Here is a 25,607-nt window from a genome sequence, read left to right on the forward strand (position 1 = left end):
TGAGGCGCCGAAGGGCGCCTTTTTTGGGGTATTACGCCACTTTTGCTTTATGCCGTAGTGCGTTCGTTCCAGGCGTCGGTATATTGAATATTGCCATCTACAATACACCAGGTGATTTTTTCATAGCGCAGTTGTACGCTTTCCAAATGTCCGGTTCCCGTTACCGTACGTGTGTCATGCACGATTGGTGTCACTGATACAACTTTTACACCTTCAAGCAGGGTATTAAAGTATTCCACTTCCTGGCCTGCGTCGTTTATGTGATAGAACTTAAGTTCCGCACTTTGAAGTGTCTGACCTGTCGCAACTGCTTTGTAAAGGTATGGGCTGGAGGAATCGATCTCTTTGTCAAAAAGAAATGGGCCATGTTGGCGTGTGCCGGTTAGCTTTCCAGTGGCACCATCGGTTGGAATGCTAAGGTTATGTGTTAAACCACGTAACTCAATACTGCCTTCACGTCCCTGGACATCCGAGCCTCCACGAATCATCGCGCCACCATCGTCTTTTAAAAATAAATGAACGGGTACAGCCATTTTCAACCCTCCTTGTAATCAATCATATAACCAGCGGCCTGCTCTGGCTGATTCTGCGAACATACGCACAGTAAGCGGTTTTGACACTTGCTTGATGGGTTCTTTGGTAAACCATTTTCGATAGACCGATTCTCTTTCCCACGGGTAATAGGCCTCGAAATCAATCACAGAAACATCAACGTTATATTTCTCTCCAAAATCATCAATGGCATACGGTAATTCATCCCATTCAGCGTAACCTTGCAGCGGCGTATCAAGTTCAATCGGGATAGGCTTGAAAGTAAACGTTACCGCGAGAGATAACTCTCCCCGAAAAAATTCTAATACCTCGTTATCCGTCACCATACGCGATCTTCCTCTCTGGCAATGGTGTTGTAGGTATTCACCGTTTTATAGACAATTTGGGCGACATCACTTGCGAGTAATGCCCAACCAATCACAGGAATTGTTCGTCCAACGAATGCCCCCAGATTGTTAGTCATCATTGGTTTTAAATATTTGATACTGGCATTGGTGATGGTAGGAAGCCTGACGGACAATGTTACGTTAAGAAACTCACGAGAATATTTGGAGGCAATTGATGTGCCTTGTGTTGCCCCATATGGTTTACCCCGTGTTTTCAGCAATGGTAACCCAAGAATGATACATGACATTGTTACCACATCTTTAATTCCCCCAAATTGTTCATCAATTTTGTCGAGAAAAATCCAGAAAAATAGCTCACCTGCAGAAATGTTACAGACCCCTTTATAAAAGTATGTTCCGTTGAGTTCCTCTACTGTGTCCATCAGAGATCCTTCGATATGCAATAATTTGCATGCTTATCGTACTCCTGCGTACCCTGGTGGGGGAACGGTAACTGCCGTGGCGTATGTGTTTTTCAGAAAACATAAAAGTGATGTCGTTGATGTCAGACAACATGCCACGCATAGTGCTTTATCAAATTGATACCAATAAGTGACGTCGATAGCGCATCAACCCGTCTTTGCTTGATCAGGTGATATTTTGCGAGCATCATCGCAATTATTTACCTGATAATGAAATCAATGAGTTCCAGTAAAACCCTGCAGCAGGCAATTGCCGACATCACCATCTGGCGTAAAGGCGAGCAGCGTGCGCCGCACAAACCTTTGCTGCTGCTACATGTGCTGGCGGGTTATCTGCAGGGTCACGGTCGCCTGTTTGACTACGGTTCGGAGGTTCGCGACCCGTTGCATAGCCTGCTGGAGCGATTTGGACCACAGCGCGCGCAGTACCGCCCGGATATGCCCTTCTGGCGCTTACAGAGCGATGGGTTCTGGGAGCTACAAAACGCCGAGCAGTGCTCAACATCCGGCAGCAGTAAACAGCCCCCTGCCGGAGAACTGGTGACGCATAACGTTGCCGGAGGCTTTGATGAACAACATTTTGCCCTGCTGAAAAAGAACAAGAACCTCATCAACGCCCTGGCCCAGCAAATCCTCGAAGCGCACTTCACCGAAAGCATTCAGGAAGAAATCGCGGATGAACTGGGGTTTGATATCCTGCAAATCCGCAAACAGCGGGACCCGTTGTTCCGCCAGCAGGTTCTGCGTGCTTATAACTATGAATGCGCCATTTGTGGCTTCAATATGCGCCACGACAGCACTTCAGTTGCGCTTGAAGCGGCCCATATCAAATGGAAACAGCATGGCGGCCCGTGCGAGATTTCAAACGGCCTGGCGCTGTGTGCAATCCACCATAAAGCCTTTGATAAAGGTTCGATTGGGCTGGATGAGAGTATGCGGGTTCAGGTATCACCCGCAGTTAATGGCAGCGGCATGGTGGGCAGACTGTTCTGGGATTTCGACGGTAAATCGATAGCGCTGCCGATGATGCGCGAGAATTATCCAAAAGAAGGGTTTGTAGAGTGGCACAGGAAGGAGGTGTTTAGAGGGTGAGTGCGAAGGCCGGACTCGCAAATCAAACCTAACAATCTGAATTAAATGAATATTTAATAAGTTAATATTGATTTGTATACTCACTTGTATACTCAATCAACTTTAGTTAGCAATAATTGAAAATCAATGAGTTATGTGAACGTATATACTCCCATTTTTAAGCTGTTTTTACCAATAGGAAGCAACTGAAACTCGCCACTTCACCTGGGCTTAGCTAACATCCCTGGGTAGTATTTGGCAATAATGTCATTCATCCTTTCTATCAACTCCAAACGCTTGAACGTCAGATGCGCGGTTCCCTTTTGAAAGTAACGAATACTGAAGAACTCATCCTCGTAAGCATCCTTAGCCGGGTTATCCCGAATATGTTCCATCAATCTGACAGAGATATCACCACGGTTGTCAGGTACTGGTTTGCCATCGAGTAAAAACAGCATCCGCTCCAGGTCAGCCAACTGATCCCGTCGCCAGCCCCAGTTCAGACTAAATCCCCATCTGTTATACGTCACCAGATTATTAATGATGATCTTCTTACCAAAGCTGCAGGGGCTATTGGTTTTGTAATCCCATGAGAGCCCTTTGAAAACGTTGATAATGCCGCGTTCAAAAACATCCATTTTGTTCAGATGCAACTGTTCAAAGGTGCTGAGGATATTTGCCTCGCTGATAGCAGGAAGATCCCCCTCCTCCAGGTTCTTATGCCACTGGTCGCGAGCCTGTGCATCCATCAATGCCATCATGCCGGATTTCAACATCAAATCGCGCCAGATACTGCGGTCGATATTACGCGTGATAGCCGGCATCGCTTTATCAACCTTTTCAGTCAGCCAACTATCGTAGCGGTGTCCAGATTTCATCGCCCAGTCTTGTGCGGTACCCCCACCGACTTCTGAGGTTAACCGTGAAATGGCATCCAGCTGGTCGATAATCTGTTGAATCTTCATAAGTGCTGAATCGCGACCAGTAACAATACGCTCAATACTGGTCGAAAGGATGAGTTCGTTATGTTCCGTCAACACGTCGGGTTCTGTTTGCATCGTTAATCGTCCATAAACGCAAACACGCCTGCCGGGAATGGCAGGCGCATTATGCAATGAATAAAATGAGTGGAAAGTGCAGAGGTAAAAATCTGGAAAGAGGCTCGAGGAATTTAATTATTCATTAATCCGGTAGCACGTTTTGCCCTGAGAATATCAGTAGCGGTAAGAAACGGTGTCTGTTCCTGCCAGCTAAATCCTTTGCGGTCGATGCGTACCAGTTCATAGCGATCCACCAGGAAATTTACCGCATCAGCCAGCGTTATTCCCGCCTCGATATGCTCCAGGATTGCTGCATCGTAATGAAAGGGGGTGTCGTTAAGCGTGAGACCGTAATGGTGTTCCAGCAGATACGATAGCAATTGCTGCCATACCTGGACGGGCGACAGGCGTGGCGAAACCGGCACCGTAGCCGGTACAGTTGAAATTTGCATGAGTGAAGTCCTGGTAAAAGAAGAGGAGAGAGGTGTTACTGAGCTGGATAAATTGAAATGTAAACGTAGCCGCAACTGGCACGGGTATCAGCGACACATGTTAATCCGGCAAGGTGAATCTTCACCTGATGTTGCCAACGAGGATTGAGCTCGCCAAAACACAGCATATTTTCCAGGTGTTCTAGTAGTAGAGGGAAAACCTGTTCGAGTTTTTGTAACTGCTCGGGAGTGAAACTTCCGGCAAAAGCGGCTCTGTCGGCCAGATAATGCAACCTGTTGCCTTCCTGAACCAGCCTGGCGCCAAATCGTGGTGAAATATCGGGTTGGAGCCCCCATTCATGGAGTGTTGATTTCATAATAAGCCACACTCTGCAAAAGAAACTACTTCATCACCCACAACAAGATGATCCAGCACCCGCACCTCAACCAGTGCCAGCGCTTTCATCACCCGCTGAGTGATGTGTTTATCCTGCAGGCTGATTTCAGTCGTACCTGATGGATGGTTGTGCGCCAGAATGACCGCAGCGGCATTATGCTTCAGGGCCGATTTCACCACTTCGCGGGGATGCAACTCAGTATGGCTGAGCGTGCCGGTAAACAGTGTTTCTCGTCCCAGCAGGCAGTGTTGATTATCGAGATACATCACAATAAACACTTCACGCTCCTGATGAGCCATATATAGCTGAAGCCAGGTTTTGGTGAAACTTGTAGAGGTAAATGTCTCACCGGGCTTACGCTGGTATTTCTCAACAATTCGTAATGCCCGTCTAATAACGCGTTGCTCGTTGGCCGGAAATACCGTGGATAAGCTGGACGCAGACATAATGGTTCCTTAAAACAAAAGGCCCCGCTGGTTTATTAGCAGGGCCTGAAAAATGATAAAAAGTGTCATGAAGCGAGATGCAACATATTCTCGGCCATCACCCACAGAGCACGATTGAGCTTCACATCGCCGTCGATACCGTTTACCGCACGTGTGTGAGCATGCTTGCCGCTGGTCGTGCGCCCCGAAAGACCGCCTTTAATCAGGTTTTCCTGAATACGCTGGTAAGTGGTCCACAGATCGTTACTCTCGTCCTGCCAGCGGCGTGGCGTAAGTATCTGCGATTCCGTCACCGGTTGATGCTCTTCACCAAAGCGATAGGTTAATGCTGCTTTCGCCATCGCCTGCTGAGCGAGTGGCGACAACAAAAGCGACTGCATGGCATCGCGTTTCTCTTCCACCCGGTCAAACACACCGAGCACTTCGTAAGCGCCTTCAATCACCTTCTCAACGACATTACCTTTATGCGGCACCCGCACTTCTCCGAATGACTGGCCGCAGACCAGTCCGTTGGTACAGACGCCACGAAACAGTCCCGGCAGCATCTGGTAACTCGATGAGCCGTCATGGCTGTTAAGAAGAATGATTTCCGGTACCTGATGGCCGGTCAGTTGCCCGGCACGACGCAGGCGCAGCATATGTTTCGTATGTTCTCGTTTGCTCTGGTCGCGGACTCTGGTCTGGCACGCGAAGAATGGCTGGAAGCCTTCGCGTTGCAGGTTAGCAAGCAAAGTAATGGTCGGGATGTAAGTGTATCGGTCACTGCGGGATTCATGCTTTTCTTCGCTGAAGACGCTTGGCACATAATGGGCCAGTTCGTCGCGGGTTAATGGGCGGTCACGACGTACAAGGTTGACCGCACCAAAACGGCTGACTAAACGTGTCATAGTTAATTCCTTTAAAAATGGGCATAAAAAAGCCACTCCACTGGAGTGGCTTCGGATGGAAGATAAAATATTCAGGGAGAAGCTGGTGGCTGGTCTTGCTGTGGCGACAGTTCACTGTCAGGTAATGTCGGCGGAGTTAGATTGTCGATCTGGTAATGTTGTAATCGCCGCAGAATAAAGGGCTTACTGTACTGGAAGTATCGAAGACACCATTCGTACTTCACGACTCGCCTTATGAGCAGAGGCAAGCGTTCATACGCTTTGCTGCACACCGATAAAACAAAGGCATCATCATTAATTCTGTCCTCTGCTACTGTAGCCAGCCCTTTGATAAAGGAGCGCTTTAGCTTTTGTCGAGAATTAGCTTTCAGGTGAACGTCGGAAGGCGATAGTACGTGTGGTCTAGGAGCTGGCACACAAACCGTGTTGCCTGATAGGGGCTTTTTCAGGCAAGAGTGGCGAGTTTTTTTATGAGCCTTATCAGGCTAAGGGTCATCAGGCTGGCTCCCAATGTTTGGCATACGACCGACTTACTTCTTAGCAGAGTGAGCCCTGCAACGCTAAAAACAACGGGCCAGGTCAGATCCAGTGATTGTGTATCTATATCGTCAGGGAATTTCGGGTATTTCATAGGACTGTCCATAATACGTCCGGTATCGCAGGTAGCGTATACCGGACCGGGTGAGTAATTAGGGGAGATCGACGGAGGCTATTTCCTCAGAAGCGTTTGTGGGGCCACTGTAAACGCCGACGTATTCATTTAGAGGGAAGATAATTACTGCATTATTCTTCGGATCAAAAGTGCAACCATTTAATCCTGCAATTGCAGCAGTTTTCCCTGAGTTTTTATTTTTCACAATCAGTTTATTGTCTGCACAGTTGCTGGCTTTAACAAAACTCACTACATAACCGTCCTGCTCAGCGACGGTTTCAGTCGTCGTTAGTTTTGACTCAGGGTTACGTCCTGTCTGCCCACTTACGCGCTCGCGGCTGTAAGGAACATATTGAACAGAGTCGTTCCGCATGGTTGGCGGGTCGTTGTTCATGCTCAGGTAAACAGGGCAGTCAGCAGCGCCCACTGCACAGCTCTTACTGAAAATAGTACGAGACGGCCAGCCTTTAGTGCCAATGTAGGCTGCACCAGTTTCATCTAGGCAGTAGGTTTCCTCCCATGCATAGTCTTTATTCTGGCCCGGCATGGTGCGAGTGGTAATAAGGCAGGTCAGAGCTTTCACTGGCTTACCGTCGTAGCGGATAAAGTTTTGCTCCAGCGGTGCCCCCGGGTACAGCAGGGGCGATATGTTTGCAGCCGCAGCCTTATTTTGCGCATCAACCGAAGCACTGGCCTTTCCGCTATGTTTTACGTTCACGGCCTCGTTGTTCATGTCCCGCAGCATTTCGCCGCCTTTTTCTGTCAGAAAGAAGGTATAGCGCTCAGGATGAATGTTCCCCTGAATGGTGATGGCAGAGCTGAATGCTGGGAGCGAAAGGGTGCAGAGTAAGACTAGGCGTGAAATGAACGTCGCCATAAAAATATCCTCACTAATGATTAATGATGTGGGAGCATGAGCTACCGGATGGGATGGTTAATGGCTGATGCAGTCTTCCCAGTTGAGATCCTCTAGAGCGTCCCTGAGCCCTGCGGCATTGAACGGGTGAGATACGGGTTTATTCATCCGGGTGATTTCAATTTGCCCATGGCTGTCTGTGTTTTTGAGCGCTATAAAAGCCGCCTCATCTGGCGGGTAATGAACAGCGTTGATATTGATTCCCATGGCTTCTTGCCGATTATCTGGTATATCCATTGGTTCCTTATCAGACCCGCTGTAGCTCACTATCAAATGGCTGTCCCGGCAGGTGAGCGTCATACGTTCTCCGGCGCTATTGTCGGCGTTAAGTTCAAACTCCATCGCATTGACAGTGCCAAACCAGTTGCCCCATTGCTGCTCCTGACCCATGGCGTGCACAACGCAGCTAAACAATGTTGCACCGAAAAGAAGTACAGACGTGATCTTCAACATAGAGATTCCTTACTATTGTTTTACAAACGAAAAATGGCCTTTTGTTGTACAAAAGGCCATTCGATCGTATGCATTTTGTCCGGGGCGGGATAATCGTTATTACAGATCAGTTACCAGGAATTGATCGTTATTATCTATGTAAATAGCGATCAATAATTCATTATCAATAGAAATTAACTATCGTTTTTTGAAGTATCGATCGGTGTTGCAGATCAATGCGGTGAGACATTCCAGAAACTGTCCGGAATGATCTCACCGTGGTAATACAGGTCTGAAAAAAAATGGGATGCGTCAGAACGCGGGGATGCTCAGTGTTCGTCCTTATCACCTTCCATCATCGCTTTTTGCAACCTCGTCCAGATTCTTTTTGAGGTTGAGCCCGGATTTTTATCTGGCATCGGTGCAGAGTGTTCATCACTGCGAGGTAATTTCCCCATACGTTTCAGAGCTTCCCCAATGGAAATATGCGTAACTTGGCCATCGCTGGAATTATCAGTAGGAGGGGCGCGCAGCACCGTTGTATTATGAATCTGACAGTCTTTTTCTTCCTTTGCCGTTATTTCATTGACCGGAGCATATTGGCTATAGGACTGTATTTCCGGTATGAAAGACATGTTACTGATAGTAGCAAGTTCGGTAAGTGTTGTGACTGTCAATGGTTCAGAAACGGGATTGGGTACTGATGTTTTATTCTTTATCCGGGCACGCAAAGATGCTTTTCTTTCTCTGGTATCAGAAGTTGCTCTGTACTGATGTACCTGCCATGCCTTTTTAAAACGTTGCATAAATAGTTCATCTTTTAAAAACAAATAAATGAACAAAAAATAAAACTTAACAGCCATGTATTTTTCAAAGGAGCCTGACGGCCTCAGCATGGACAGCATACTGCTGTTAGTAAAAGGTGCAGGATTGGTTTCTCCAGTATAATTCCCCTCACGGTCTTTTCTCCGGGTATTCATTCGACTTCTGTCTTTCTGAATGTATTTCCATGCCCAGTCGCATTTTTTTTTGTTTTTTGGTGAAAGAGGGAAATTTATACTCGAAGGATAAATTTCCTCCCACTTGTTACGAATCCGGCGCATCAGATCGAGCCTGGCTTTGAGGGTCGCAGGTGCACGGTCAAAAAAATCCTCTATAACTGAAAGACGCTCTTTATTATCGACAGGGTAAGCATCCAGTTCCAGTTTATTGTAAAGGTAATCATGTATATTGGGATAGCGTTGGTTCCTTATTCTACCAACTATAAAAACGTCCAACTCAAGCACTTTGAATGAATCGTGTATCTGGCTTTTGATAAACAGCCATGTGAAGTAGCAAGCATCAGGTGATTTTTTTATCCAGGAAAATTCAGATGCGGGTATCTGGAGTGATTTAAATTCATTAAAATCTATTGTGAAGTTTCTCTTAACCTCATTATCTTTTATCAGTCGCACAGCCTGATTAATTGCACCTTCAGCGATTTCAATATTACTACCAAATATGTCATCTGCATTGTAAGTGTTTTTAGTTGATGCCAGTTTATTGGTCAATATGGCCAAATCCTGATCAGATAGATACCACAAGAATAATCTCAGGGCTCTCCTGTTATTTATTATTGCACTGTGCAGTGAATTCTCCACTAGTTACGTCCTGTAATACGCTTCGATTAAATTTCAATCATAATAAGGTCAGGTATAAAAATAGTCAAAAAAGAAGAGCAAAAACTAGTTATCTTCATAGCAAAAAACGTAGTTTTTTATGTAGTAAAAAATGTAGTACATAATTGCCCTGTAAGCCTCGTAGCATAAGGGGTTTTACCATATTTATGGGTGTTATTTCAGAATGACTTTCTGCTTCCAGTTTATCATAGTGTGACGACAGGGTGACTTCTGAGCATCTGCAGTAAAAGGTTGCAGCTTTCAAATGCTTCCCAGATCACTGGGAATGTAAAATCGTACATACGCGACCAATGACATGAAAGGATGCCGACCGGTGTCCTCCTGATACATTACGGAGACATGTCATGAGCACTATTAATATTCACGAAGATAAATTCGTTAGCATGCAGTTCATTACTGAACTGACAGGGTTATCTGATAAATGGTTTTATAAGCTGGCGCATGAAGGTAAGTTTCCAAAGCCGGTGAAGTTTGGTCGTAGCTCCCGCTGGATTGAAAGTGAAGTAAAAGAGTGGATCGAGGAGAGGATTAAATTATCGCGTTCTGGTTCTGTTGTAATCTTTAATGAGAAAAACAAGTGAGTCCTTTCCTTATGAAAAACCAGCTAACTTCGGAGTGAATTCTAAATATAGAATGTGAATATCTCTTGGAATTCAGCGGTCATTTAATACATCAGTTGCGTTGGTATGGTAATATATACTCGTCAGTACATATCTGCTATACATGCGTAATATACCCATCAACACCAAGTATTACACTCAAATAAGCAATTATAACTACCACATAAACTTCATTAATATCACATCAGTGATATATGTCAGATACGTTTATCAGTTAAACATGGCATCTACACTCTAACAATCTTAAGTGATATCACTCACATCCTTTAAAACATTATGGCATCAGCAATGATGCTCTTCATTCTGAGAAAAGAAACAATGAATAATATCTACCCACTCAATATGAGTCATGCACCTTTCAATACTCATTACTTACATCGATTATCGAATGTCATTCATAACGCTGTGCGTGAACATCCAAGAACAACAGCCATTCGTATTGACCTTCATGTGCCCGATTATAAAGACACCGGTGATAGTATTTCTTGTATTGTCGATATGAATAAAGGACTCATGTCCCGTTTTATTGAAGCACTTGATGCCCGTATACAGATATTCCTGAAGAACAAAAGTAAAAATGGCATGAGAATCTATCCGTGCCATTTACGCTACGCCTGGGTTAAAGAAATTGATAAAGATAAAAGTGATAAACCACACTGGCATGTGGTGTTATTCCTCAATAAGGATGCCTTTCTCGGTCTCGGAGATTATACGGGGAATGATTATAACGTGGCCTCTATAATTCAGGCTGCATGGTTGAGCGCCTTAAAGCTACCTTTAGCTACTGAATATTTAACGCTGATTCACTTCCCTGATAAACCCTGTTATCACCTGAATATCAATAATCCTCCAGCCTACTCTGAGTCGTATAACAGTTTAATGTACCGCCTTAGCTACCTGGCAAAGGAACGTACGAAAGTATACAGCAGTGAGGAACGGTCATTTGGCTGTAGCCAGTCTTGATCGAACAGGGGCTGGTCAGGGTGTTACCGCCAGCCACATCTCTCAATCACACACAAAGCCAGCTAACCATGCTGGCTTTTTCATTTTCTCTGGAGTTCATGATGAATTACTTCGTTTTAGCCACTCATGCCGTTACCGCAAAGGGTGAATGGGTTACACCAGAATATGTTCAACAGGTTGATTTTGCTTCATTACATTGCATTTACTGCAAACTGCAGATCGGTGTTCAATTTGACCCTCTGACAACGACAAAGACGTTTGTGCATCTGCCGGGGCATATCAACAATGTCGCTCGACTTAAAAAATGTCGATTCAACAAGCACCAGACAGTGCAGGAGCAAACCTCATCACTAATCATACCGCTGCCACAAAAGCGCCTTCCACCGGCTAACACGGCTATACGGCAATGGAGATGTTGCTGGTGTCATGTCAGCTGGCATGGGGAGAAGAGATGTCCTCAATGTGCTGACTGGATTTATGCAACTGATGCGTAAGAGGCTGTATCGTCAGCTTGGTGACAGATATACGCCCTGGAAGAGATTAGAATAAAATACTATAAAACAATAATCGCGACAGATTAATGACTAGATAGTGAAATTTTATGAATAACTAATTGATATCAAACAAAATAATTGAGTGTCCTTTTTAAAATAGAACCGAGCGTGTTATGTTTGTAATTATTAATAGCGCAGTGTGACAAGAAAACTATGACACTCATCTCTCTTTTGAAGCACGAAGGTCCCTGCCTGAGTTCAACGCTGGCGGATCTGCTGATTCAAAGCAAAAACATCTCTGCAGAAAATGCGAGGAAGGTTATCTCACGGGCTGTCTTAGCCGGTGAGATAAACAGCATTAAAAACGTATTCCCAAAGAGGGAGCAGTTTGTATATCTCAGGGACTCCTATGGTAGCGATGAGTTCTGGCAGGTACTGACCGATAAGCTTATAGAGAGTGGTTCAGCATTGGGCCTTGCACTTAGCGCTCTTCTGGCCAGAGGCGGAATCATTCCTAAACGTGATTTTGGTGCTGCAAGTGGTTCACCTGTAGCCATGAAGAGAAAAATTCCGTTCACTGTAGTATGGCAAAGGCTGGTGAAAATTGGTTTATGCACTGAAATTATCCTGCCCGAAATTGGAGAATGCATCGCTCTCAGAGAAAAAGATGAAAGGCGGTACGATTCCGTATCGAGACAGATACACGCGCGTCTGGTGACAGAGAGCATTTTCATCGCGACGATGGTTCAGTGGAGTCAGAACCTCAATCTGATCAGCTATAACCTGGCAAGGACAAGGCAGGATGAAGAAGGGAAGCCACCTGCAATTTCAAACTATCTGTTCGATTTAACAGGTCCCAGCTATTTGTCTCCTCTTGTTACACCAGGAAGCGATGTAAACAAGCCCGGTTTTTTTGCCTGTGACGTTCTGCTGGGGACCAAAGTCACTCTGGCCCAAGTACAGCCCTTTATAGCTAAATGTAAATCGCTAAGGAGCATAAGAAACGTTGGTAAAAGTCTTTTTATGCTGGCCGCCAGTCAGTTCGACAAAGATGCGTTTCATGCTCTGAAGAAGGAAGGCGTTATCCCCGCTACACCAGAAAATCTGTTCGGTGAAGAGTTTGCAAAGTCACTGCGCGAGCTGAACGATTTTCTGTTCTATTACTTCACAAATGCCAGCTCTAACCTGGAAAAAATTGATTCTATTATGGTTGCGCTAACGAATGTTAAAGGTGCCGCAGCGCAGCTGCAGGGGGCACTCTTCGAATATCTTGTTGCTGAAGTGATGAAACATGAAGGTGCCGTTGAGATAGGAAAAGTTTTCCGTTCTGCTGACGGTAAAAAAGCAGAAAGTGATGTGTTCATCGCTAAGGGATATCAGGAGGTAAGGTTTATTGAATGTAAAGGCTACAAACCCTATTCCTTTGTCAAGCATGAAGACGTTAAACACTGGATAGGAGATCAGGTACCTGTATTTTTCGATGCCGCCAAAAAAGAGAAGCCAGAAGCCGACATTCATGTCGAATTCTGGACCACAGGGAAGCTGGGCGTAGACAGCAAGTTATCGCTTGAAAAATTTCGTGATAATAACTCAGTCAGGAAACGCTATAAAATACACGTGCTGGAAGCTCATGATGTAAAAAAAAGATTCCATGCGACCAGAAATAAAAACCTGATTAACGTTTATGAAAAACATTTCGCAGAACCTTTCTATAAAGAAAAAAATTCGGATGGCCTCAGGGAAAGTTACCGTCTGGCAGGAGGGCCGCAATCATACTTCGAAGATGAAGAAAAATGAGATTTTATTATTAAGTTGATCTTTCTAAGCTTATTAAATAATACTCATATTTCTAAAAGGAGATTTCTATGGGGTTTGTGCTCAACTGCTCAGGACGGGATGGCACCAATTATGGTGTTCAGTATGATATCGCCAGAGGGCAGTCAGATCACTGAAGAATAGTCCTCCAGTGGGACGAAATGACCCGGACCGCAGGCTCCCAAACGGCCCCCTAAAACGCTTGTCGAATGTCTCAGGGCGTAAGGCGGACATTACTAGTCTACGCTGCAATAATTCTTTGGGTGCAGGTCAGGTACACCGTCATACATGCTCAAATTTTTTGGCCACTAACTCTTATTTTACTAATGACCTTATGGATAGAGGATGCAATAACAGCGCTTACCTGAGATAAGATCTCTTCTTGGACAAGGCGAAGTTGCGAGCAGTGATTGTTCTGTATATCTTAGATATTTCTCATTGAGATCTTAGGACCATACCAGGATGTCTTCGGATATTATTCAATACCTGAAAGCTAAATGGAAAATCGTTACCCCATCATTAGCACTTATCGTTGCCGTTGGTGCAGGGCTTATCACTCTGAAAGACGCAAAGGAAGTGATCTGGTCTTGGTTTGCATCTGAAGAGAATGTGTCGGTTATACAAGCGCGGTTACAACCCTTCCGCATCAGGTCAAATATCAAAGAAGGACAAGACGAGGTGTTCCTGATGATGGAGATCAGGAATTACGATACATCACCTCTGATGATTGTCTCTGCTGATGTTGACGGTAGCGGTAATAAGCTTGTTACCAAGGGCAAAGCAGGTTGGCAGTCTCGTTGTACCTTCAGCTCTGATGCGAACCGAAACGAACCTTTGACTGTTAGACCAGGACAAACCGTATGGGTAATGGTAGAGAATGCCGTACTCCTGAAGGGACTGAATGACCTGATGAACGGGCTTGATTTGAAAAGCCTACATAACTTCGAAGCTGATGCCGGTGTTGGAATCTACGAGGTCGGTTTTGTAGATATCCTGAATAAAGCCCTGGAGAAGAAATACGGGAAGAATGCGGAGATCGTGGCTAGCCTTTATACAGGGCCGGATAAGAACAAGCACATCTTCTCTTTCCCCCTGAATCAAGGCAAAGATTTCTTTTCCAAGGATGGGAGTCTCCAACACGATTGGCTCTTGGCGAAATGGATCAAACCGGGCTACGAAACCTATCTCCAGTTAAGCAAGGACTGCGAATCAAAGTTGTGATGGAGATATAAGAGCCCTCTTTTTCAAAAGGTTAAAATGAGAGCCCTATATCTGATTATCGAACCTTTGTTAATAGAAAGTCGTTTTTGTTGGCCGAAAATTATAAGGCTTAGTTAATTTACCTATGTTTGTAAATTGCCTACCCCCACGAATTAAGTGCTGCATCTACGGAGAGAGCAAGTGGAACTGAATGATTTAAAAAAACGACTTCAACAGCATCTGGGTGATGGCCTAGTTCTAATCGTTGGTTCAGGGTTATCTTGCGCAGAAGGAGTTCCTGGAATGGGAAAACTCGGGGACCATCTGATCGCCCATGTCGCAGACAATCTTTCCCCTGATGACCTGAAACTCTGGAATGAGATCCACCCCTCGATCGGAACGGATGGTTTAGAAGCGGCCTTGCTCAAACGAGCCCCGACACCAGCCCTTGAAGCAATCATTGTCAAATCTACCGGGGAATACATAGCAGCAGCCGAAGCAGCTATTATCTCTGAGGTGTTTAAAAACGAGAAAACACTTCGGCTTACAATGTTACTTCCTCATTTATTAAAACCAGATAAAGGCATACCCATTGTTACAACTAACTATGACCGCTTAGTTGAGCTTGCCTGTGAAGAAGCTGGATTAGGAGTTGATACGATGTTCAGCGGGTATTTTGCTGCTCGTCTAGTGCCTCTTGATAGCCACTGGGGCTTTTGCCGCGGAGCCAAACTTGTTGGTAAGCATGTGCGATATAAGTTCACACCAAAAGTGAACGTTTTCAAGCCGCATGGCAGTCTGGACTGGTATCACCGTAAAGGGAACCCGGTGCGATATACAGGAGATCTTCCTCTTCCTCGTCTAATTATTACACCTGGCTTGAATAAATTCAGGAGCGGCTACGATAGTCCCTTTGACAAACACAGGGAAAAAGCTAATGACGCAATTGATAAAGCCAGTCGTTTCTTAATCATTGGTTATGGCTTTAATGATGATCATTTGGAAACACATCTGACTCCTTGTATTCGGTCAGGAGTCAGAACTGTCATTTTGACGCATACACTTTCCGTAAAAGCTAAAGAAATAGCTAAGTTAAACAAGAATGTAATTGCAGCGGAGTTTCATAACGATGCAGGAACTGCCGGTGCGCGCTTCATCGTCGATGGTAGTGAGATATTTTACCCTGGTGTTGATTACTGGGATCTTAAAGGATTCGTAGAAGGAGTCTTATCTGCATGACCAGTCCTGCTCTTAAATTTACAGAAAACGAACAAATAGGTCGTGTGGCTGGAGTAGATACCAGCCGTGTGGCTATTGATGTCACCAACTCAGAAATGCTGACACGAGTTGGAATCGGACAGCTTATAGCAGTAAAAGGAGCAACACAGGCCGAATTCCTGATTGGAATGACAGATCGCGTTACTCGCTCACTACGAGAAGAACTACCTGACCCAGAAGAGGATGAGTCAGGGATGTTAACCGTATCACCTTCAGACCATATGCAAGCTTTCGTCATTGGCACTTATAGAACTGTTGATGGAGATAAAACGGATATTTTCAAACGAGGTGCCGATAGTTTTCCTCAGATCGATCGCGAATGCTTTCTGATAGAAGGTGTTAATCTTCAGCGATTTATGGGCATACTCGGTGCCGGTTTACCCGACGAAGAACGACTTAAACTAGGTACTTTCGTGGCGGATCGGAGTGCTGAGGCTATTGCTAGTGGGGATAGATTTTTCCAGAGGCATGCGGCCATCCTAGGAAGTACTGGTTCAGGTAAGAGTTGGGCCGTTGCCCTAATACTAGAGCGAGCAGCTAAGCTTAAATATCCGAATATCGTTGTGTTCGATATGCATGGTGAGTACGCCACACTTGCTGACAAAACCAAAGGAGGTTACGCACAACGATTCCGTATCGCCGGACCAGGAGACCTTACTGCACCTAAAGATGATGCACTATTTCTACCGTATTGGTTACTGAATCGAGATGAAATGTTGTCGATGATTCTTGACCGTAGCGATCAAAATGCTCCAAACCAAGCCTCTCGCTTCACTCTTCATGTTCGGGATCTCAAAGGCGCAACTCTGGACTTATCTGGTAAGCCAAAAGTCAAAGAGACATTCACAGTAGACTCGCCAATACCTTACGCTATTTCTGATTTAGTTGCTCTTTTAAGTAAGGATAATATTACGAAGGGCGTCGGGAAAAACGGAACTGCTGTAAAGGGCGACTGGGAAGACAAGTTGACACGTTTTCTTTCTAGGCTGGAAGCAAAACTTGATGATCGCCGATATGGTTTTATGTTTTCCCCACCACCTGAAGCTCTCGATTATGGATGGCTTGCCAAACAGATTATAAAACTACTTCGAGCTGATTCTGGTAACGGTATTAAAATTATCGATTTCTCTGAAGTTCCTGCTGATATCCTGCCAGTAGTGACGGGAACGTTAGCCCGCCTACTCTATGATATTCAGTTCTGGATGAACGCAAATTCTCGTACGCCAGTGACTTTACTTTGCGATGAAGCACATCTTTATCTTCCTGTAAAAGATGACGCCGATTCAGTTCAACGACAGGCGCTATGGTCCTTTGAGCGCATTGCAAAAGAGGGGCGTAAATACGGTTTCTCATTATTGGTCGTAAGCCAGAGGCCATCAGATGTAAGCCGAACAATCCTTTCCCAATGTAACAATTTCCTTGCTCTCAGGCTAACAAATGACAGTGATCAAAATGTTATCAAGAGACTGATGCCTGATTCCCTCTCTGGTCTAACAGCTATGCTTCCACTTTTAGATACAGGTGAGGCCTTGTTGCTTGGGGATGCGGTTCTTCTACCAACACGCATTAAACTTGACCAACCACAGGTAAAACCCGACAGCGCCACCCGAGATTTCTGGAAAGAATGGGGTTCTCTTAACCCTGATCTAGATTTATTAGAGGCGGCTGTTGAATGTTTAAGAAGCCAGTCAAGAATTAATAAATAATGCAGTACTCGACGGGTATAGATACTCGCCGAGTACTTTTTAGTGCATATTTATTTGATTCGAGAAACATTTTAATTGCCAAAAGTGAATCAGGTAGGCCTACCCTGCAATCAATGGGGACAGAGATGGTGATGAGCAGGCTCGTGACTCCGGTAGTACCCAAAACTCCAATCGGCCCCCGGATATTACGAGCCAGCATGATAGTAAGAAATGGCGAGGCACTTGGTGTTAGCATCATTACTGCGGAACTAAGCAATACCCATTATGTGGAGAATGGACACACAGCTTGAAGATAAAGTCTAGGCATAGTGACATTTAACTCGTGGTAGGAAGGATAGTTTTTTATTCATTCCCACAGGCCGTATTGTCTAACAAAGAACAAAGCTCCTCTTCGTAAACAGATAATCTAGGATGTCTCTGGGTTTAGACTAATAATTACTCAAAGTAATCCATGTCCAGTTTGGGCACTTTAACCAAACGAGAGGAAACGCCAACCTCGTTTTCAATCATCAAATGAACTAAACGTTCGCCATCAACCAGCACCATTCCCTCAACGGAATGGGCAAAATCTCGCGCCTGAGAGGTAAATCCGGAGGTGGTAATAAATACCCCACGTTTGGCCTTTTGTCCGGCCAGCGCACCATAGAACGCCTGTAGTTCAGGGCGACCAACTGTGTTCTGCCAGCGCTTAGCCTGCACGTAAACTTTTTCCAGCCCCAATTTATCAAGCGAAATAATGCCGTCGATGCCACCATCTCCAGTACCGCCTACGCGCCGAAGATCATCCCGATGTCCGCCATATCCCAGACGATGAAGTACATCCAGTACGATAACCTCAAAACGCGCCGGAGATACCTGCAACAGGTTTTCCAGTAACTCATCAGCAACAGCATCCCGAAGCTCTTTTAACGCTTGATCAAGACGATCGTCAGGGCTACTTTTTGCCAGATCTTCCTGGTTCGGTGCTGCTGGTCTTGGATCAAGATCGACAGCATCTGGCTGCTGTTTTAACTTCACGTTCATGAAATCAAAAGCCAAGTGGTTTACTTCTTCTTCGGTGAGTGGCTGGGTATGGACCTGTACCCATTTAACCCCTTCTGGCGTTAAGCACCATTTCCCTCTGGATAAACTTTGCGATAATCCAGCTCGCTTCAGACGATCATGTGCCCAGCCCGCCCGATTTTTATAAACTAACTGACCGCTGGCTATCACTTCTGCTCGCTGATCATCATCAAGATTAAGAGCGTCTGCCGCAGCTTCATGCGCATCACGAGCTGGTACGCCCTCAGGTTTACCTGCCAGAAAACGGAGTACTGGCTCTATAAATTTATCGTAGGTAGGAACAGCCATATAAACATCCCTGATAAGGTTTTTATTAGATCGGTTGCGTCAAACCAATCAGCTGGAGTCTGGTAAGTTACTTAGCAACTGAGTGTACTTCCTACTGGTGAGGAGATGAACATATACCTCATTGATTTTACTGACCAAGATAAAATCTCATCTCCACATCATAAATCAGAAAATATCACCCCAGCCATCTCATCCAACCGCGTGTTTGCTACTCCCAACTCCGGCATAGCTTGTCCCATCAGACGGTAAAAGCGATCGCTATGACTGTGTTCGGCAATATGACACCGCTCATGCAGAATTACATAATCAATGCACCCATGGGGTGATTAAGTGTCTGAATTACCTCAAGTTAACATGAGCCTAATGCTCCTACCCCCCCTGACAAATACATAGTTAAAATATTGATTTTAAATATAAAATGTGAATTAAAGGGCCATTTATCAGCTGACCCTTTCAAATTAAAACCCGCGCATCCCATTAATAAACGTTTCAATCACATCGCGCACACGGTCGTAGACACGTGCCCGCACGTTCTTACGTTCCAGAATCTTTGGTGTCCAAGTCAGCGTTTCCGCCACTTCATCCTCTCGCGGCATTACGTCGGTAAAGAGGTAGTTATCTAGTAAGCTGGCCAGTTTGATGGAATCGAGTCGTTCTTCGCTGCACAAGGCTGCCAGCGCCTTACCTTTTGCCTGTTCAACATAAGCTTCAAACACCTGAGTGATATCTTCGTCATGCGCGGCATGCAGCAGGTTTTTTTCGATAAAGTTATCGATAAGCTCACGTTTACTGCGCAGCGTGACGTCGCTGTCGACAATATCCATGATCTTTTTCTTCTGCTCCTGCTGCTCTTTTGGCGGCATCGCCTGAATGCCCACCAGCAGACGAAGAATGTAGCCAACGTTAATTTCGTCGCGATGAATCAACGAGACTTCAAAATCCACATCTTCAAGAATCGAGACTTTTTCTTTGCTAGAGTGCTTTTTCACCTTGTCATAGATATCGAGGTATTTACTGGTGAAATCCGCCAGTGTCTGATCCGACAGCGGTTTCGCCGCATCGTCAAAATCGGCAAAGCTTTCGAGGATGTTTTTCAAACGCATCACATCGCGGAATGCCGTTACAAACGCCAGTTGTGCCTCTTCATCCGGTAAATCGTCCACGCTATCCACCGTTGGCGTCAGCGTTAATAAGCGATCGACAGCGTCCTGATAATCCCCGAAGTACTCGTCAAAGGGTTTGACCAGCACCACAGAAGAAGCATCTTTGTTCGAGAACAAGGCAATAGCATCGTCGGTAGCTTTCTTCAGATTACGGAAGCAGACGATATTCCCGTGGCTTTTCTTATCGTTGAGAATGCGGTTGGTGCGGGAAAATGCCTGCACCAGGCCGTGAAAACGTAGGTTTTTATCGACGTACAGCGTATTCAGCGCCGGGCTGTCGAAACCGGTGAGGAACATATTCACCACCAGCAGAATATCGATGCCTTTCTCTTTGGTGCGCTGGGCAATATTTTTGTAGTAATTATAAAAGCTCTTTGAATCACTGGCGGAGTAGCTGGTGCCATACAGTTCGTTATAATCCTCGATAAAACGATCCAGATGATCGCGACTCGAAGTATCAACTTTCGCGCCCTGCGGCAGGCTAATATCCTCTTCATCCAGCAAGCCGTTTACCGCCTCTTTATCACTTTTGTCCACTTCATTTGCGGCGTAGGTGAAGATAGTGGCAATCTTTAACGGCTTGTAATTGGCATCCGCCGCCTGCAGTGCGGCCTGCTTTTCTTTAAAGAGTTTGTAGTAGGTGATCAGCATATCGACTGACCCGACGCAGAACATCGCGGTGAATTCACGATTACGGGTCTTGGCGCTATGGTGGGCAAGGATGTAGTCGGTGACTTTGCCCAAACGGATGTCGCTTTCCATCACCTCTTTGGTGTCGATATCCTCCACATCGATATCGATCTCATTGCTACTCTCTTTGCGCTTGTAAGTACCGACATATTCCACGGCGAAACGCAAAACGTTTTCATCCCGGATGGCATCGACAATCACGTATTTATGCAGGCATCTATCGAACAACAGCTCTGTAGTCTGTTTGAGGCCATTGGTGATATTGACGTTATCAGCAAAGATTGGCGTCCCGGTAAAACCAAACAGCTGTGCATTCTCGAAGAAATTCACGATCGCTTTATGCGTATCACCAAACTGGCTGCGATGGCATTCATCGAAGATAAAGACGATGCGTTCTTTACGCAGATGTGCGAGCTGCACTTTATACCCTTCGTGGGTGATGGCGTTATTCAGCTTCTGAATGGTAGTCAGCGTCAGCTTGGTGCTGTTTTGCTTGAGATGTTTTATCAGCGTATTGGTGTTGTTGGAGGTATCCACGCTGTCTTTCGCAAAACCGTTAAACTCTTTTGCCGTCTGATAATCCAGATCCCGGCGATCTACCACAAAAATGACCCGATCCACTTCCGGCATCTCCATGATCACCTGGCTGGCTTTGAACGAGGTCAGCGTTTTACCGGAGCCAGTGGTGTGCCAGATATAGCCATTCTCCGGCCGTCCCTGCTTGTGGAGATTCTCCTTCACATGGTGGATCATCGCCTCACAGGCGTAAAACTGATAGGGGCGCATCACCATCAGGCACTTACGGGTTTCGTTCAACACCGTATAATGGGTGATCATTTTAGCAATGTGGCACACTTTCAGAAATGCGTCTGTGAATTTCTCCAACGCTTTAAGCGGGTTATTCTTTTCATCCGTCCAGAAGAAGGTCTGCTCGAAATGGTTGGCGCGGTTGTTGGCGTAGTATTTGGTGTCCACACCGTTGCTGATAATAAAGATCTGCACATATTGGAACAGGCCGCTACCGACCCAAAACGCATCCCGATGATAACGATCGATCTGGTTAAAGGCCTCTTTCAGCCCCAGACCGCGACGCTTAAGTTCGATTTGCACCAGCGGCAGGCCGTTGATCAGTAGCGTGATGTCGAAGCGGGTTTTACGCGTATTTTGCTCAGCATTAAACTGCTTCACCTGACTCGTCACCTGAAATTCATTCTGACACCACTCCTCTTTATTGATAAAGCTGAGCCACTTCTCTGTGCCGTTATCACGCAACAACTGGTAGCGATCGCGCAGGATTTTAGCGCGATCGATGACTTCATTGCCTTTTGTCAGATGTAAGAAAACACGGTTAAATTCGCCGTCAGTTAGCGGAGAGGCTTCCAGTCGGTTATGGATTTCAATCTGCTTTCGCAGATTGGCTTTCATACTGGCTTCATCAGTGACATTCACCCGTTCGTAGTGCATGCCCACCAGTTGTTCCACCAGCTGCGTTTCTAACTCGTATTCGCTTTGCGTTGCCATCAGTGTGTAGTGCCTTTCGTTATTGGGCTGGCCCGGGATAGGTCGGGCCGGATAAATTCTATACGAACATTTGCTGGAGCAGGCCTTGCTTCCAAGTTTTTAACTTGTCCAGTTCTGCTTTTTTGACGGCGATTTTTTCGTCGAGAGCGGAGAGATAATCCGCAATTTTTATTTGTTCCTTTAGACTAGGTATTTGCAGTTCTATATCAAAAAAATCATTCACCCCAATATTTAACAAGCCATGATTTCTAGCCCCTTCTTGGGCAACTTTTTCTATAGATCTATTTTGAAGACCACTCTCGAAGTAATGCTGGTAGAAGCTGTTAGATTGATTAGTATTTAACTTGAAACAAATATATAAAGTTGACACAACACCTTTATCATAGTTAGTCAACATTTTTATCGCACCCATTGGGTAACCTTGTGAATAGCTCTTATTGTACGCAAACTCACCATTATTGATCAGATAATAACCAACTACATTTTTTGAAGCTATTTGTTTATTAAAGTAAGTCATTTGATCAACCAATCCATCTCGACCAGATATGGTTAAAATAGTTTGGTTGTTTTCTTTATTTTTTCTTGTTACACGAGTTGCAACGTCTTTTAATTGGCAAGAATTCCACTCAGGAAAATCCTCTCCACTCTCATCTTTAAACCGTAATGCCTGACTAAAAATCTTCTGCATCATGCCTTTTTTGTACTGGCATAGCAGGTCGTACTGTTGTTTCAGTAACGTGATTTTTTCGTCAACAGAAGACAGAAAATCAGCAATTTTGGTTTGTTCTGTAACATCAGGAATAGTTACAACCAACTCATCAAAGTTTTTTTGGCCAAGTGTTTTATTTCGACCAGCCCCACCGGGGGATGCAAGTTCTAATAAATATTTACCTTTTTTTGTCAGAAAATACCTTCTAATATAATCAGTATTACATTTGTTATCTTTAGGTAAGTACATTGGGAATCGGTGGGATGCGATACATCCCTCTTCTTTCGACGAAGTAAGTGCTACAGCTTGTTCCCAAGCAAAAACAATGTTAAAAATAATAGCATCTTCCTTTATCCAAAAAACGCGTTTATTCCCTAATTCAGCTCCAGACACCTCATCTTTATGAAATAATCCCTTACCATGCGAGCGAATCCCTATTTCTCGATACTTTTCTATTTTAGAAACAGATACAGGGGAAACAAAGCGAGCTAAAATGTCCTCAATTTTATGCTTACCTAGGGGGGCTGCGAATGATTTAAACCTTATCTTTGGCACCATTACTTATCCCCCTCGACCAACGTAAACGGCGCATCAATCCCCAGTGCCTTACAGAAATCAGCGATGGTCTTATCAATCTTCGCCACTTTCCCTTCCAAATCGCGAATCTCTTGCGCCACGGCGTTGAGATCAATCTCTTCTTCCGCTTCAAAAGTATCGACATATCTTGGGATATTGAGGTTGTAATCGTTGTTACGGATCTCCTCCAAGGTCGCGATGTGGCTGTATTTCTCAGTCGATTTCCAGTCGTTGTAGGTATCGGCGATTTTATCTATATGCTCTGGCAAAAGACGGTTCTGGTTTTTCGCCTTCTCGAAATCATTGCTGGCGTCTATAAACAGAATACTGTCGTTGTGCTTACGGCACTTACGCAGTACCAATATACAAGTCGGAATGCCGGTGCCGTAGAAGATATTGGCCGGCAGGCCAATAACCGCATCAATGCAGTTCAGCTTCTCAATCATAAACTGGCGGATATGGCCTTCGGCGGCTCCGCGGAACAACACACCATGAGGCAGAACCACCGCCATAGTGCCGTCATCTTCTAGGTGATGGAACATATGCTGTAAAAACGCCATGTCGGCCTTGCTTGACGGTGCCAGTTTGCCGTATTGGGCAAAACGGTCATCGTTCATAAAGAGCGGACTGGCGCTCCACTTGGCGGAGAACGGTGGGTTGGCAACGATGGCATCAAACTTCAGATGCGAGTGGTGTGGGTGCTCCAGCGTATCTTCCTGAATGATTTCAAAGTCCGCATAGTGAACCCCGTGCAAGATCATGTTCATACGCGCCAGGTTGTAAGTAGTACGATTCATCTCCTGACCGTAGATTTTACCCACTGACGAGGCTTCACGCTTTACGCGCAGCAACAATGAGCCAGAGCCACAAGTAGGGTCGTACACGTTTTTCAGCTTCAGTTTGTGGGTGGTGACGATTTTAGCCAGCAGAGTAGAAACCGGCTGCGGGGTATAGAACTCTCCCGCTTTCTTACCTGCGCCTGAGGCGAACTGGCCGATCAGGTACTCGTAGGCATCACCCAGAATATCGGAACTCGTTTCACTCAGGTTAAAGCTCAGTTTATCGAGTTCTGTGACGACTTTGCCGATCAGCTCATTTTTCGCTTTTGCAGTGTTGCCAAGCTTGCTGGAGCCTAAATCCAGATCTTCAAACAGGTTGCTGAAGTCATCCGCTGAGTCGGTGCCCAGTGTGCTCTGTTCAATGTTGCGTAGGGTAGTGGCGAGGTCCTCCAGAATAAAGCCGGCGCCTGTGCCTTTCGGATCTTTAGCCACACGTTCTGCCATGGTGTGGAACAGATCTGTTGGCGGCAGGAAATAGCCTAAGGTCTGGATACTGTCCTCTTTTACCGCATCAACGATATCCTTGTAAGCCGGATGTTCCGCAGTCAGTTCATTGTACTGAATGCCATCTTCCGCCAGAATTTTGTTCGCATACGCGACAAATTTTTCTGACAGGTATTTATAGAAGATAAAGCCTAAGCAGTAGTCGCGGAATTCATCGGCATTCATTTTACCGCGCAGTGTATCGGCGATATTCCACAGGCGGCCTTGCAGTTCACTTAAATTTTGCGCTTCAATCTGAGGAGACATAACAAACCTTAATAATTGATTATTTTGATAAATTTTCTATTTTGGCAAAATAATATTTTTGCTTTAATTTCATCAAGTTGTACTCGTAGTAATCTTTCATCCTGAGATGAAGATACAGCTCACCTATCGCTTGTTGCTTTTTTAGTCCAGGTAAATCGAGTTCAAGTTGGCGAACCATTTGCAGAGTTAACTTAGGTACAGTTGACCCCTGTAGAACAAATGATTTTTGTTGGGCTATAGCTTTGCTCTCATTGAAATGCCAAATCCAAAATAATGGAGAGACTCTGCTAACATCCAACTCGACCTTAACAAAGTTATTGCCCAATATTCGCCCTGCATGCTCCTGCTTAACAAGAACAGCTTTAGCGTTCGCTAAGTTAATAATGACATCATTTTCTCTTGTCACTTTTAGTAACGACGTACTCTTAACCACCTGTTCTTTATCAGAAACTATCACTTCAGGTTGCCAGTCATCGATCTGATGCAACTGTGCTGTATAAAAGCGATACGCTTTACCTGATACTTCTGACTCTATGCGTGACAGGTTTACTCCGGGGATAAAATTTGCAATGTCGCTATAGACGATTTTTCCCATTTTTATCCTCGTAAAATCGGGGGCTA

Annotated in this window: 25 protein-coding genes; 8 read left to right on the plus strand and 17 right to left on the minus strand. The window is 45.2% G+C overall.

What is annotated here, in order from left to right; translation table 11 throughout:
• Positions 1-47: 47 nt before the first annotated feature.
• Genes GFC06_RS01475 through GFC06_RS01485 form a run of 3 tightly spaced genes read right to left on the minus strand, consistent with a single transcriptional unit; the run spans position 48 to position 1,321 of the window.
• Positions 48-533, minus strand: coding sequence for an Hcp family type VI secretion system effector (locus tag GFC06_RS01475; RefSeq protein ID WP_016151545.1), 486 nt, complete (start codon positions 531-533; stop codon positions 48-50).
• 18 nt (positions 534-551) lie between these two features.
• On the minus strand, positions 552-878 hold the full coding sequence (locus tag GFC06_RS01480) for a DUF1493 family protein (protein ID WP_016155588.1): 327 nt from the start codon (positions 876-878) through the stop codon (positions 552-554).
• The gene (locus GFC06_RS01485; protein WP_003830103.1) at positions 872-1,321 is read right to left on the minus strand and encodes an STM2901 family protein; all 450 of its coding nucleotides are present in this window, start codon (positions 1,319-1,321) and stop codon (positions 872-874) included. Before GFC06_RS01485 ends, GFC06_RS01480 begins: the two co-directional genes overlap by 7 nt.
• Before the next feature lie 258 nt (positions 1,322-1,579).
• Between GFC06_RS01485 and GFC06_RS01490 the strand changes: the two genes are divergently transcribed.
• Positions 1,580-2,452, plus strand: coding sequence for a phosphorothioated DNA-binding restriction endonuclease (locus GFC06_RS01490; protein WP_153689762.1), 873 nt, complete (start codon positions 1,580-1,582; stop codon positions 2,450-2,452).
• A 200-nt stretch (positions 2,453-2,652) separates the two neighbouring features.
• On the opposite strand, the gene GFC06_RS01495 is transcribed toward GFC06_RS01490, so the two are convergent.
• From GFC06_RS01495 to GFC06_RS01530, 8 genes are all read right to left on the minus strand, one after another.
• Positions 2,653-3,489, minus strand: a complete 837-nt coding sequence (locus GFC06_RS01495) for a DUF4942 domain-containing protein (RefSeq protein ID WP_153689763.1) — start codon at positions 3,487-3,489, stop codon at positions 2,653-2,655.
• Positions 3,490-3,602: 113 nt separating this feature from the next.
• A complete protein-coding gene (locus tag GFC06_RS01500; protein ID WP_023305367.1) occupies positions 3,603-3,923 on the minus strand; it encodes a TA system toxin CbtA family protein in 321 nt (106 codons plus the stop codon).
• A gap of 35 nt (positions 3,924-3,958) precedes the next feature.
• Positions 3,959-4,279, minus strand: a complete 321-nt coding sequence (locus GFC06_RS01505) for a type IV toxin-antitoxin system YeeU family antitoxin (protein WP_153689764.1) — start codon at positions 4,277-4,279, stop codon at positions 3,959-3,961.
• Positions 4,276-4,746 carry a RadC family protein gene (radC, locus tag GFC06_RS01510; RefSeq protein ID WP_153689765.1) on the minus strand — a complete coding sequence of 157 codons (471 nt, stop codon included), beginning with the start codon at positions 4,744-4,746 and terminating at the stop codon, positions 4,276-4,278. Before radC ends, GFC06_RS01505 begins: the two co-directional genes overlap by 4 nt.
• A gap of 65 nt (positions 4,747-4,811) precedes the next feature.
• Positions 4,812-5,633: a DUF932 domain-containing protein gene (locus tag GFC06_RS01515; protein WP_153689766.1), complete on the minus strand. Its 822-nt coding sequence runs from the start codon at positions 5,631-5,633 to the stop codon at positions 4,812-4,814.
• A 689-nt stretch (positions 5,634-6,322) separates the two neighbouring features.
• Positions 6,323-7,162 (minus strand): hypothetical protein, encoded by an 840-nt coding sequence (locus GFC06_RS01520; protein ID WP_153689767.1) that lies wholly within the window; start codon positions 7,160-7,162, stop codon positions 6,323-6,325.
• A 57-nt stretch (positions 7,163-7,219) separates the two neighbouring features.
• Entirely contained in the window at positions 7,220-7,654 is a 435-nt protein-coding gene (locus tag GFC06_RS01525; RefSeq protein ID WP_153689768.1) for a hypothetical protein, read from the minus strand.
• Positions 7,655-7,962: 308 nt separating this feature from the next.
• A complete protein-coding gene (locus tag GFC06_RS01530; protein WP_153689769.1) occupies positions 7,963-9,183 on the minus strand; it encodes a hypothetical protein in 1,221 nt (406 codons plus the stop codon).
• Between the two features lie 473 nt (positions 9,184-9,656).
• On the opposite strand from GFC06_RS01530, the gene GFC06_RS01535 reads away from it, so the two are divergent.
• From GFC06_RS01535 to GFC06_RS01565, 7 genes are all read left to right on the plus strand, one after another.
• The gene (locus tag GFC06_RS01535) at positions 9,657-9,893 is read left to right on the plus strand and encodes a helix-turn-helix transcriptional regulator (protein ID WP_023305360.1); all 237 of its coding nucleotides are present in this window, start codon (positions 9,657-9,659) and stop codon (positions 9,891-9,893) included.
• Between the two features lie 357 nt (positions 9,894-10,250).
• A complete protein-coding gene (locus tag GFC06_RS01540; protein WP_153689770.1) occupies positions 10,251-10,895 on the plus strand; it encodes an inovirus Gp2 family protein in 645 nt (214 codons plus the stop codon).
• 101 nt (positions 10,896-10,996) lie between these two features.
• Complete coding sequence (locus tag GFC06_RS01545) at positions 10,997-11,389, plus strand: putative zinc ribbon protein (protein ID WP_080346851.1); 393 nt, start codon at positions 10,997-10,999, stop codon at positions 11,387-11,389.
• A gap of 213 nt (positions 11,390-11,602) precedes the next feature.
• Positions 11,603-13,186, plus strand: coding sequence for a hypothetical protein (locus GFC06_RS01550; protein WP_153689771.1), 1,584 nt, complete (start codon positions 11,603-11,605; stop codon positions 13,184-13,186).
• Between the two features lie 480 nt (positions 13,187-13,666).
• Complete coding sequence (locus tag GFC06_RS01555; protein ID WP_153689772.1) at positions 13,667-14,425, plus strand: hypothetical protein; 759 nt, start codon at positions 13,667-13,669, stop codon at positions 14,423-14,425.
• 180 nt (positions 14,426-14,605) lie between these two features.
• A complete protein-coding gene (locus tag GFC06_RS01560) occupies positions 14,606-15,643 on the plus strand; it encodes an SIR2 family protein (protein WP_153689773.1) in 1,038 nt (345 codons plus the stop codon).
• Positions 15,640-17,388, plus strand: a complete 1,749-nt coding sequence (locus tag GFC06_RS01565) for an ATP-binding protein (RefSeq protein ID WP_153689774.1) — start codon at positions 15,640-15,642, stop codon at positions 17,386-17,388. The genes GFC06_RS01560 and GFC06_RS01565 overlap by 4 nt, the downstream gene beginning before the upstream one ends.
• A 435-nt stretch (positions 17,389-17,823) precedes the next feature.
• Here GFC06_RS01565 and GFC06_RS01570 read toward each other — a convergent pair whose 3' ends face one another.
• The 6 genes from GFC06_RS01570 to GFC06_RS01595 all read right to left on the minus strand — a co-directional run bounded on the left by GFC06_RS01570 (position 17,824) and on the right by GFC06_RS01595 (position 25,581).
• Positions 17,824-18,738: a restriction endonuclease gene (locus GFC06_RS01570; RefSeq protein ID WP_153689775.1), complete on the minus strand. Its 915-nt coding sequence runs from the start codon at positions 18,736-18,738 to the stop codon at positions 17,824-17,826.
• Positions 18,739-18,896: 158 nt separating this feature from the next.
• A complete protein-coding gene (locus GFC06_RS01575) occupies positions 18,897-19,049 on the minus strand; it encodes a YgjP-like metallopeptidase domain-containing protein (RefSeq protein WP_407643785.1) in 153 nt (50 codons plus the stop codon).
• A gap of 147 nt (positions 19,050-19,196) precedes the next feature.
• A complete protein-coding gene (locus tag GFC06_RS01580; protein ID WP_153689776.1) occupies positions 19,197-22,112 on the minus strand; it encodes a type I restriction endonuclease subunit R in 2,916 nt (971 codons plus the stop codon).
• 58 nt (positions 22,113-22,170) lie between these two features.
• Positions 22,171-23,379: a restriction endonuclease subunit S gene (locus GFC06_RS01585; protein WP_153689777.1), complete on the minus strand. Its 1,209-nt coding sequence runs from the start codon at positions 23,377-23,379 to the stop codon at positions 22,171-22,173.
• Positions 23,379-24,986 (minus strand): type I restriction-modification system subunit M, encoded by a 1,608-nt coding sequence (locus GFC06_RS01590; protein WP_153689778.1) that lies wholly within the window; start codon positions 24,984-24,986, stop codon positions 23,379-23,381. The genes GFC06_RS01585 and GFC06_RS01590 overlap by 1 nt, the downstream gene beginning before the upstream one ends.
• Before the next feature lie 19 nt (positions 24,987-25,005).
• Positions 25,006-25,581: a restriction endonuclease subunit S domain-containing protein gene (locus tag GFC06_RS01595; RefSeq protein ID WP_153689779.1), complete on the minus strand. Its 576-nt coding sequence runs from the start codon at positions 25,579-25,581 to the stop codon at positions 25,006-25,008.
• Positions 25,582-25,607: the final 26 nt, after the last annotated feature.

Source organism: Citrobacter braakii (genome assembly GCF_009648935.1).
Taxonomy (GTDB): Bacteria; Pseudomonadota; Gammaproteobacteria; order Enterobacterales; family Enterobacteriaceae; genus Citrobacter; species Citrobacter braakii.

Excerpts from the sequence above, each read along its gene's own strand:
- GFC06_RS01515 (WP_153689766.1), bottom strand. The coding sequence starts at position 5,633 with ATGACACGTTTAGTCAGCCGTTTTGGTGCGGTCAACCTTGTACGTCGT.
- GFC06_RS01595 (WP_153689779.1), bottom strand. The coding sequence starts at position 25,581 with ATGGGAAAAATCGTCTATAGCGACATTGCAAATTTTATCCCCGGAGTA.
- GFC06_RS01490 (WP_153689762.1), top strand. The coding sequence starts at position 1,580 with ATGAGTTCCAGTAAAACCCTGCAGCAGGCAATTGCCGACATCACCATC.
- GFC06_RS01485 (WP_003830103.1), bottom strand. The coding sequence starts at position 1,321 with ATGGACACAGTAGAGGAACTCAACGGAACATACTTTTATAAAGGGGTC.
- GFC06_RS01550 (WP_153689771.1), top strand. The coding sequence starts at position 11,603 with ATGACACTCATCTCTCTTTTGAAGCACGAAGGTCCCTGCCTGAGTTCA.
- GFC06_RS01500 (WP_023305367.1), bottom strand. The coding sequence starts at position 3,923 with ATGCAAATTTCAACTGTACCGGCTACGGTGCCGGTTTCGCCACGCCTG.
- GFC06_RS01535 (WP_023305360.1), top strand. The coding sequence starts at position 9,657 with ATGAGCACTATTAATATTCACGAAGATAAATTCGTTAGCATGCAGTTC.
- radC (WP_153689765.1), bottom strand. The coding sequence starts at position 4,746 with ATGTCTGCGTCCAGCTTATCCACGGTATTTCCGGCCAACGAGCAACGC.
- GFC06_RS01590 (WP_153689778.1), bottom strand. The coding sequence starts at position 24,986 with ATGTCTCCTCAGATTGAAGCGCAAAATTTAAGTGAACTGCAAGGCCGC.
- GFC06_RS01540 (WP_153689770.1), top strand. The coding sequence starts at position 10,251 with ATGAATAATATCTACCCACTCAATATGAGTCATGCACCTTTCAATACT.
- GFC06_RS01555 (WP_153689772.1), top strand. The coding sequence starts at position 13,667 with ATGTCTTCGGATATTATTCAATACCTGAAAGCTAAATGGAAAATCGTT.
- GFC06_RS01565 (WP_153689774.1), top strand. The coding sequence starts at position 15,640 with ATGACCAGTCCTGCTCTTAAATTTACAGAAAACGAACAAATAGGTCGT.
- GFC06_RS01475 (WP_016151545.1), bottom strand. The coding sequence starts at position 533 with ATGGCTGTACCCGTTCATTTATTTTTAAAAGACGATGGTGGCGCGATG.
- GFC06_RS01495 (WP_153689763.1), bottom strand. The coding sequence starts at position 3,489 with ATGCAAACAGAACCCGACGTGTTGACGGAACATAACGAACTCATCCTT.
- GFC06_RS01570 (WP_153689775.1), bottom strand. The coding sequence starts at position 18,738 with ATGGCTGTTCCTACCTACGATAAATTTATAGAGCCAGTACTCCGTTTT.
- GFC06_RS01580 (WP_153689776.1), bottom strand. The coding sequence starts at position 22,112 with ATGGCAACGCAAAGCGAATACGAGTTAGAAACGCAGCTGGTGGAACAA.
- GFC06_RS01525 (WP_153689768.1), bottom strand. The coding sequence starts at position 7,654 with ATGTTGAAGATCACGTCTGTACTTCTTTTCGGTGCAACATTGTTTAGC.
- GFC06_RS01480 (WP_016155588.1), bottom strand. The coding sequence starts at position 878 with ATGGTGACGGATAACGAGGTATTAGAATTTTTTCGGGGAGAGTTATCT.
- GFC06_RS01520 (WP_153689767.1), bottom strand. The coding sequence starts at position 7,162 with ATGGCGACGTTCATTTCACGCCTAGTCTTACTCTGCACCCTTTCGCTC.
- GFC06_RS01545 (WP_080346851.1), top strand. The coding sequence starts at position 10,997 with ATGAATTACTTCGTTTTAGCCACTCATGCCGTTACCGCAAAGGGTGAA.
- GFC06_RS01505 (WP_153689764.1), bottom strand. The coding sequence starts at position 4,279 with ATGAAATCAACACTCCATGAATGGGGGCTCCAACCCGATATTTCACCA.
- GFC06_RS01585 (WP_153689777.1), bottom strand. The coding sequence starts at position 23,379 with ATGGTGCCAAAGATAAGGTTTAAATCATTCGCAGCCCCCCTAGGTAAG.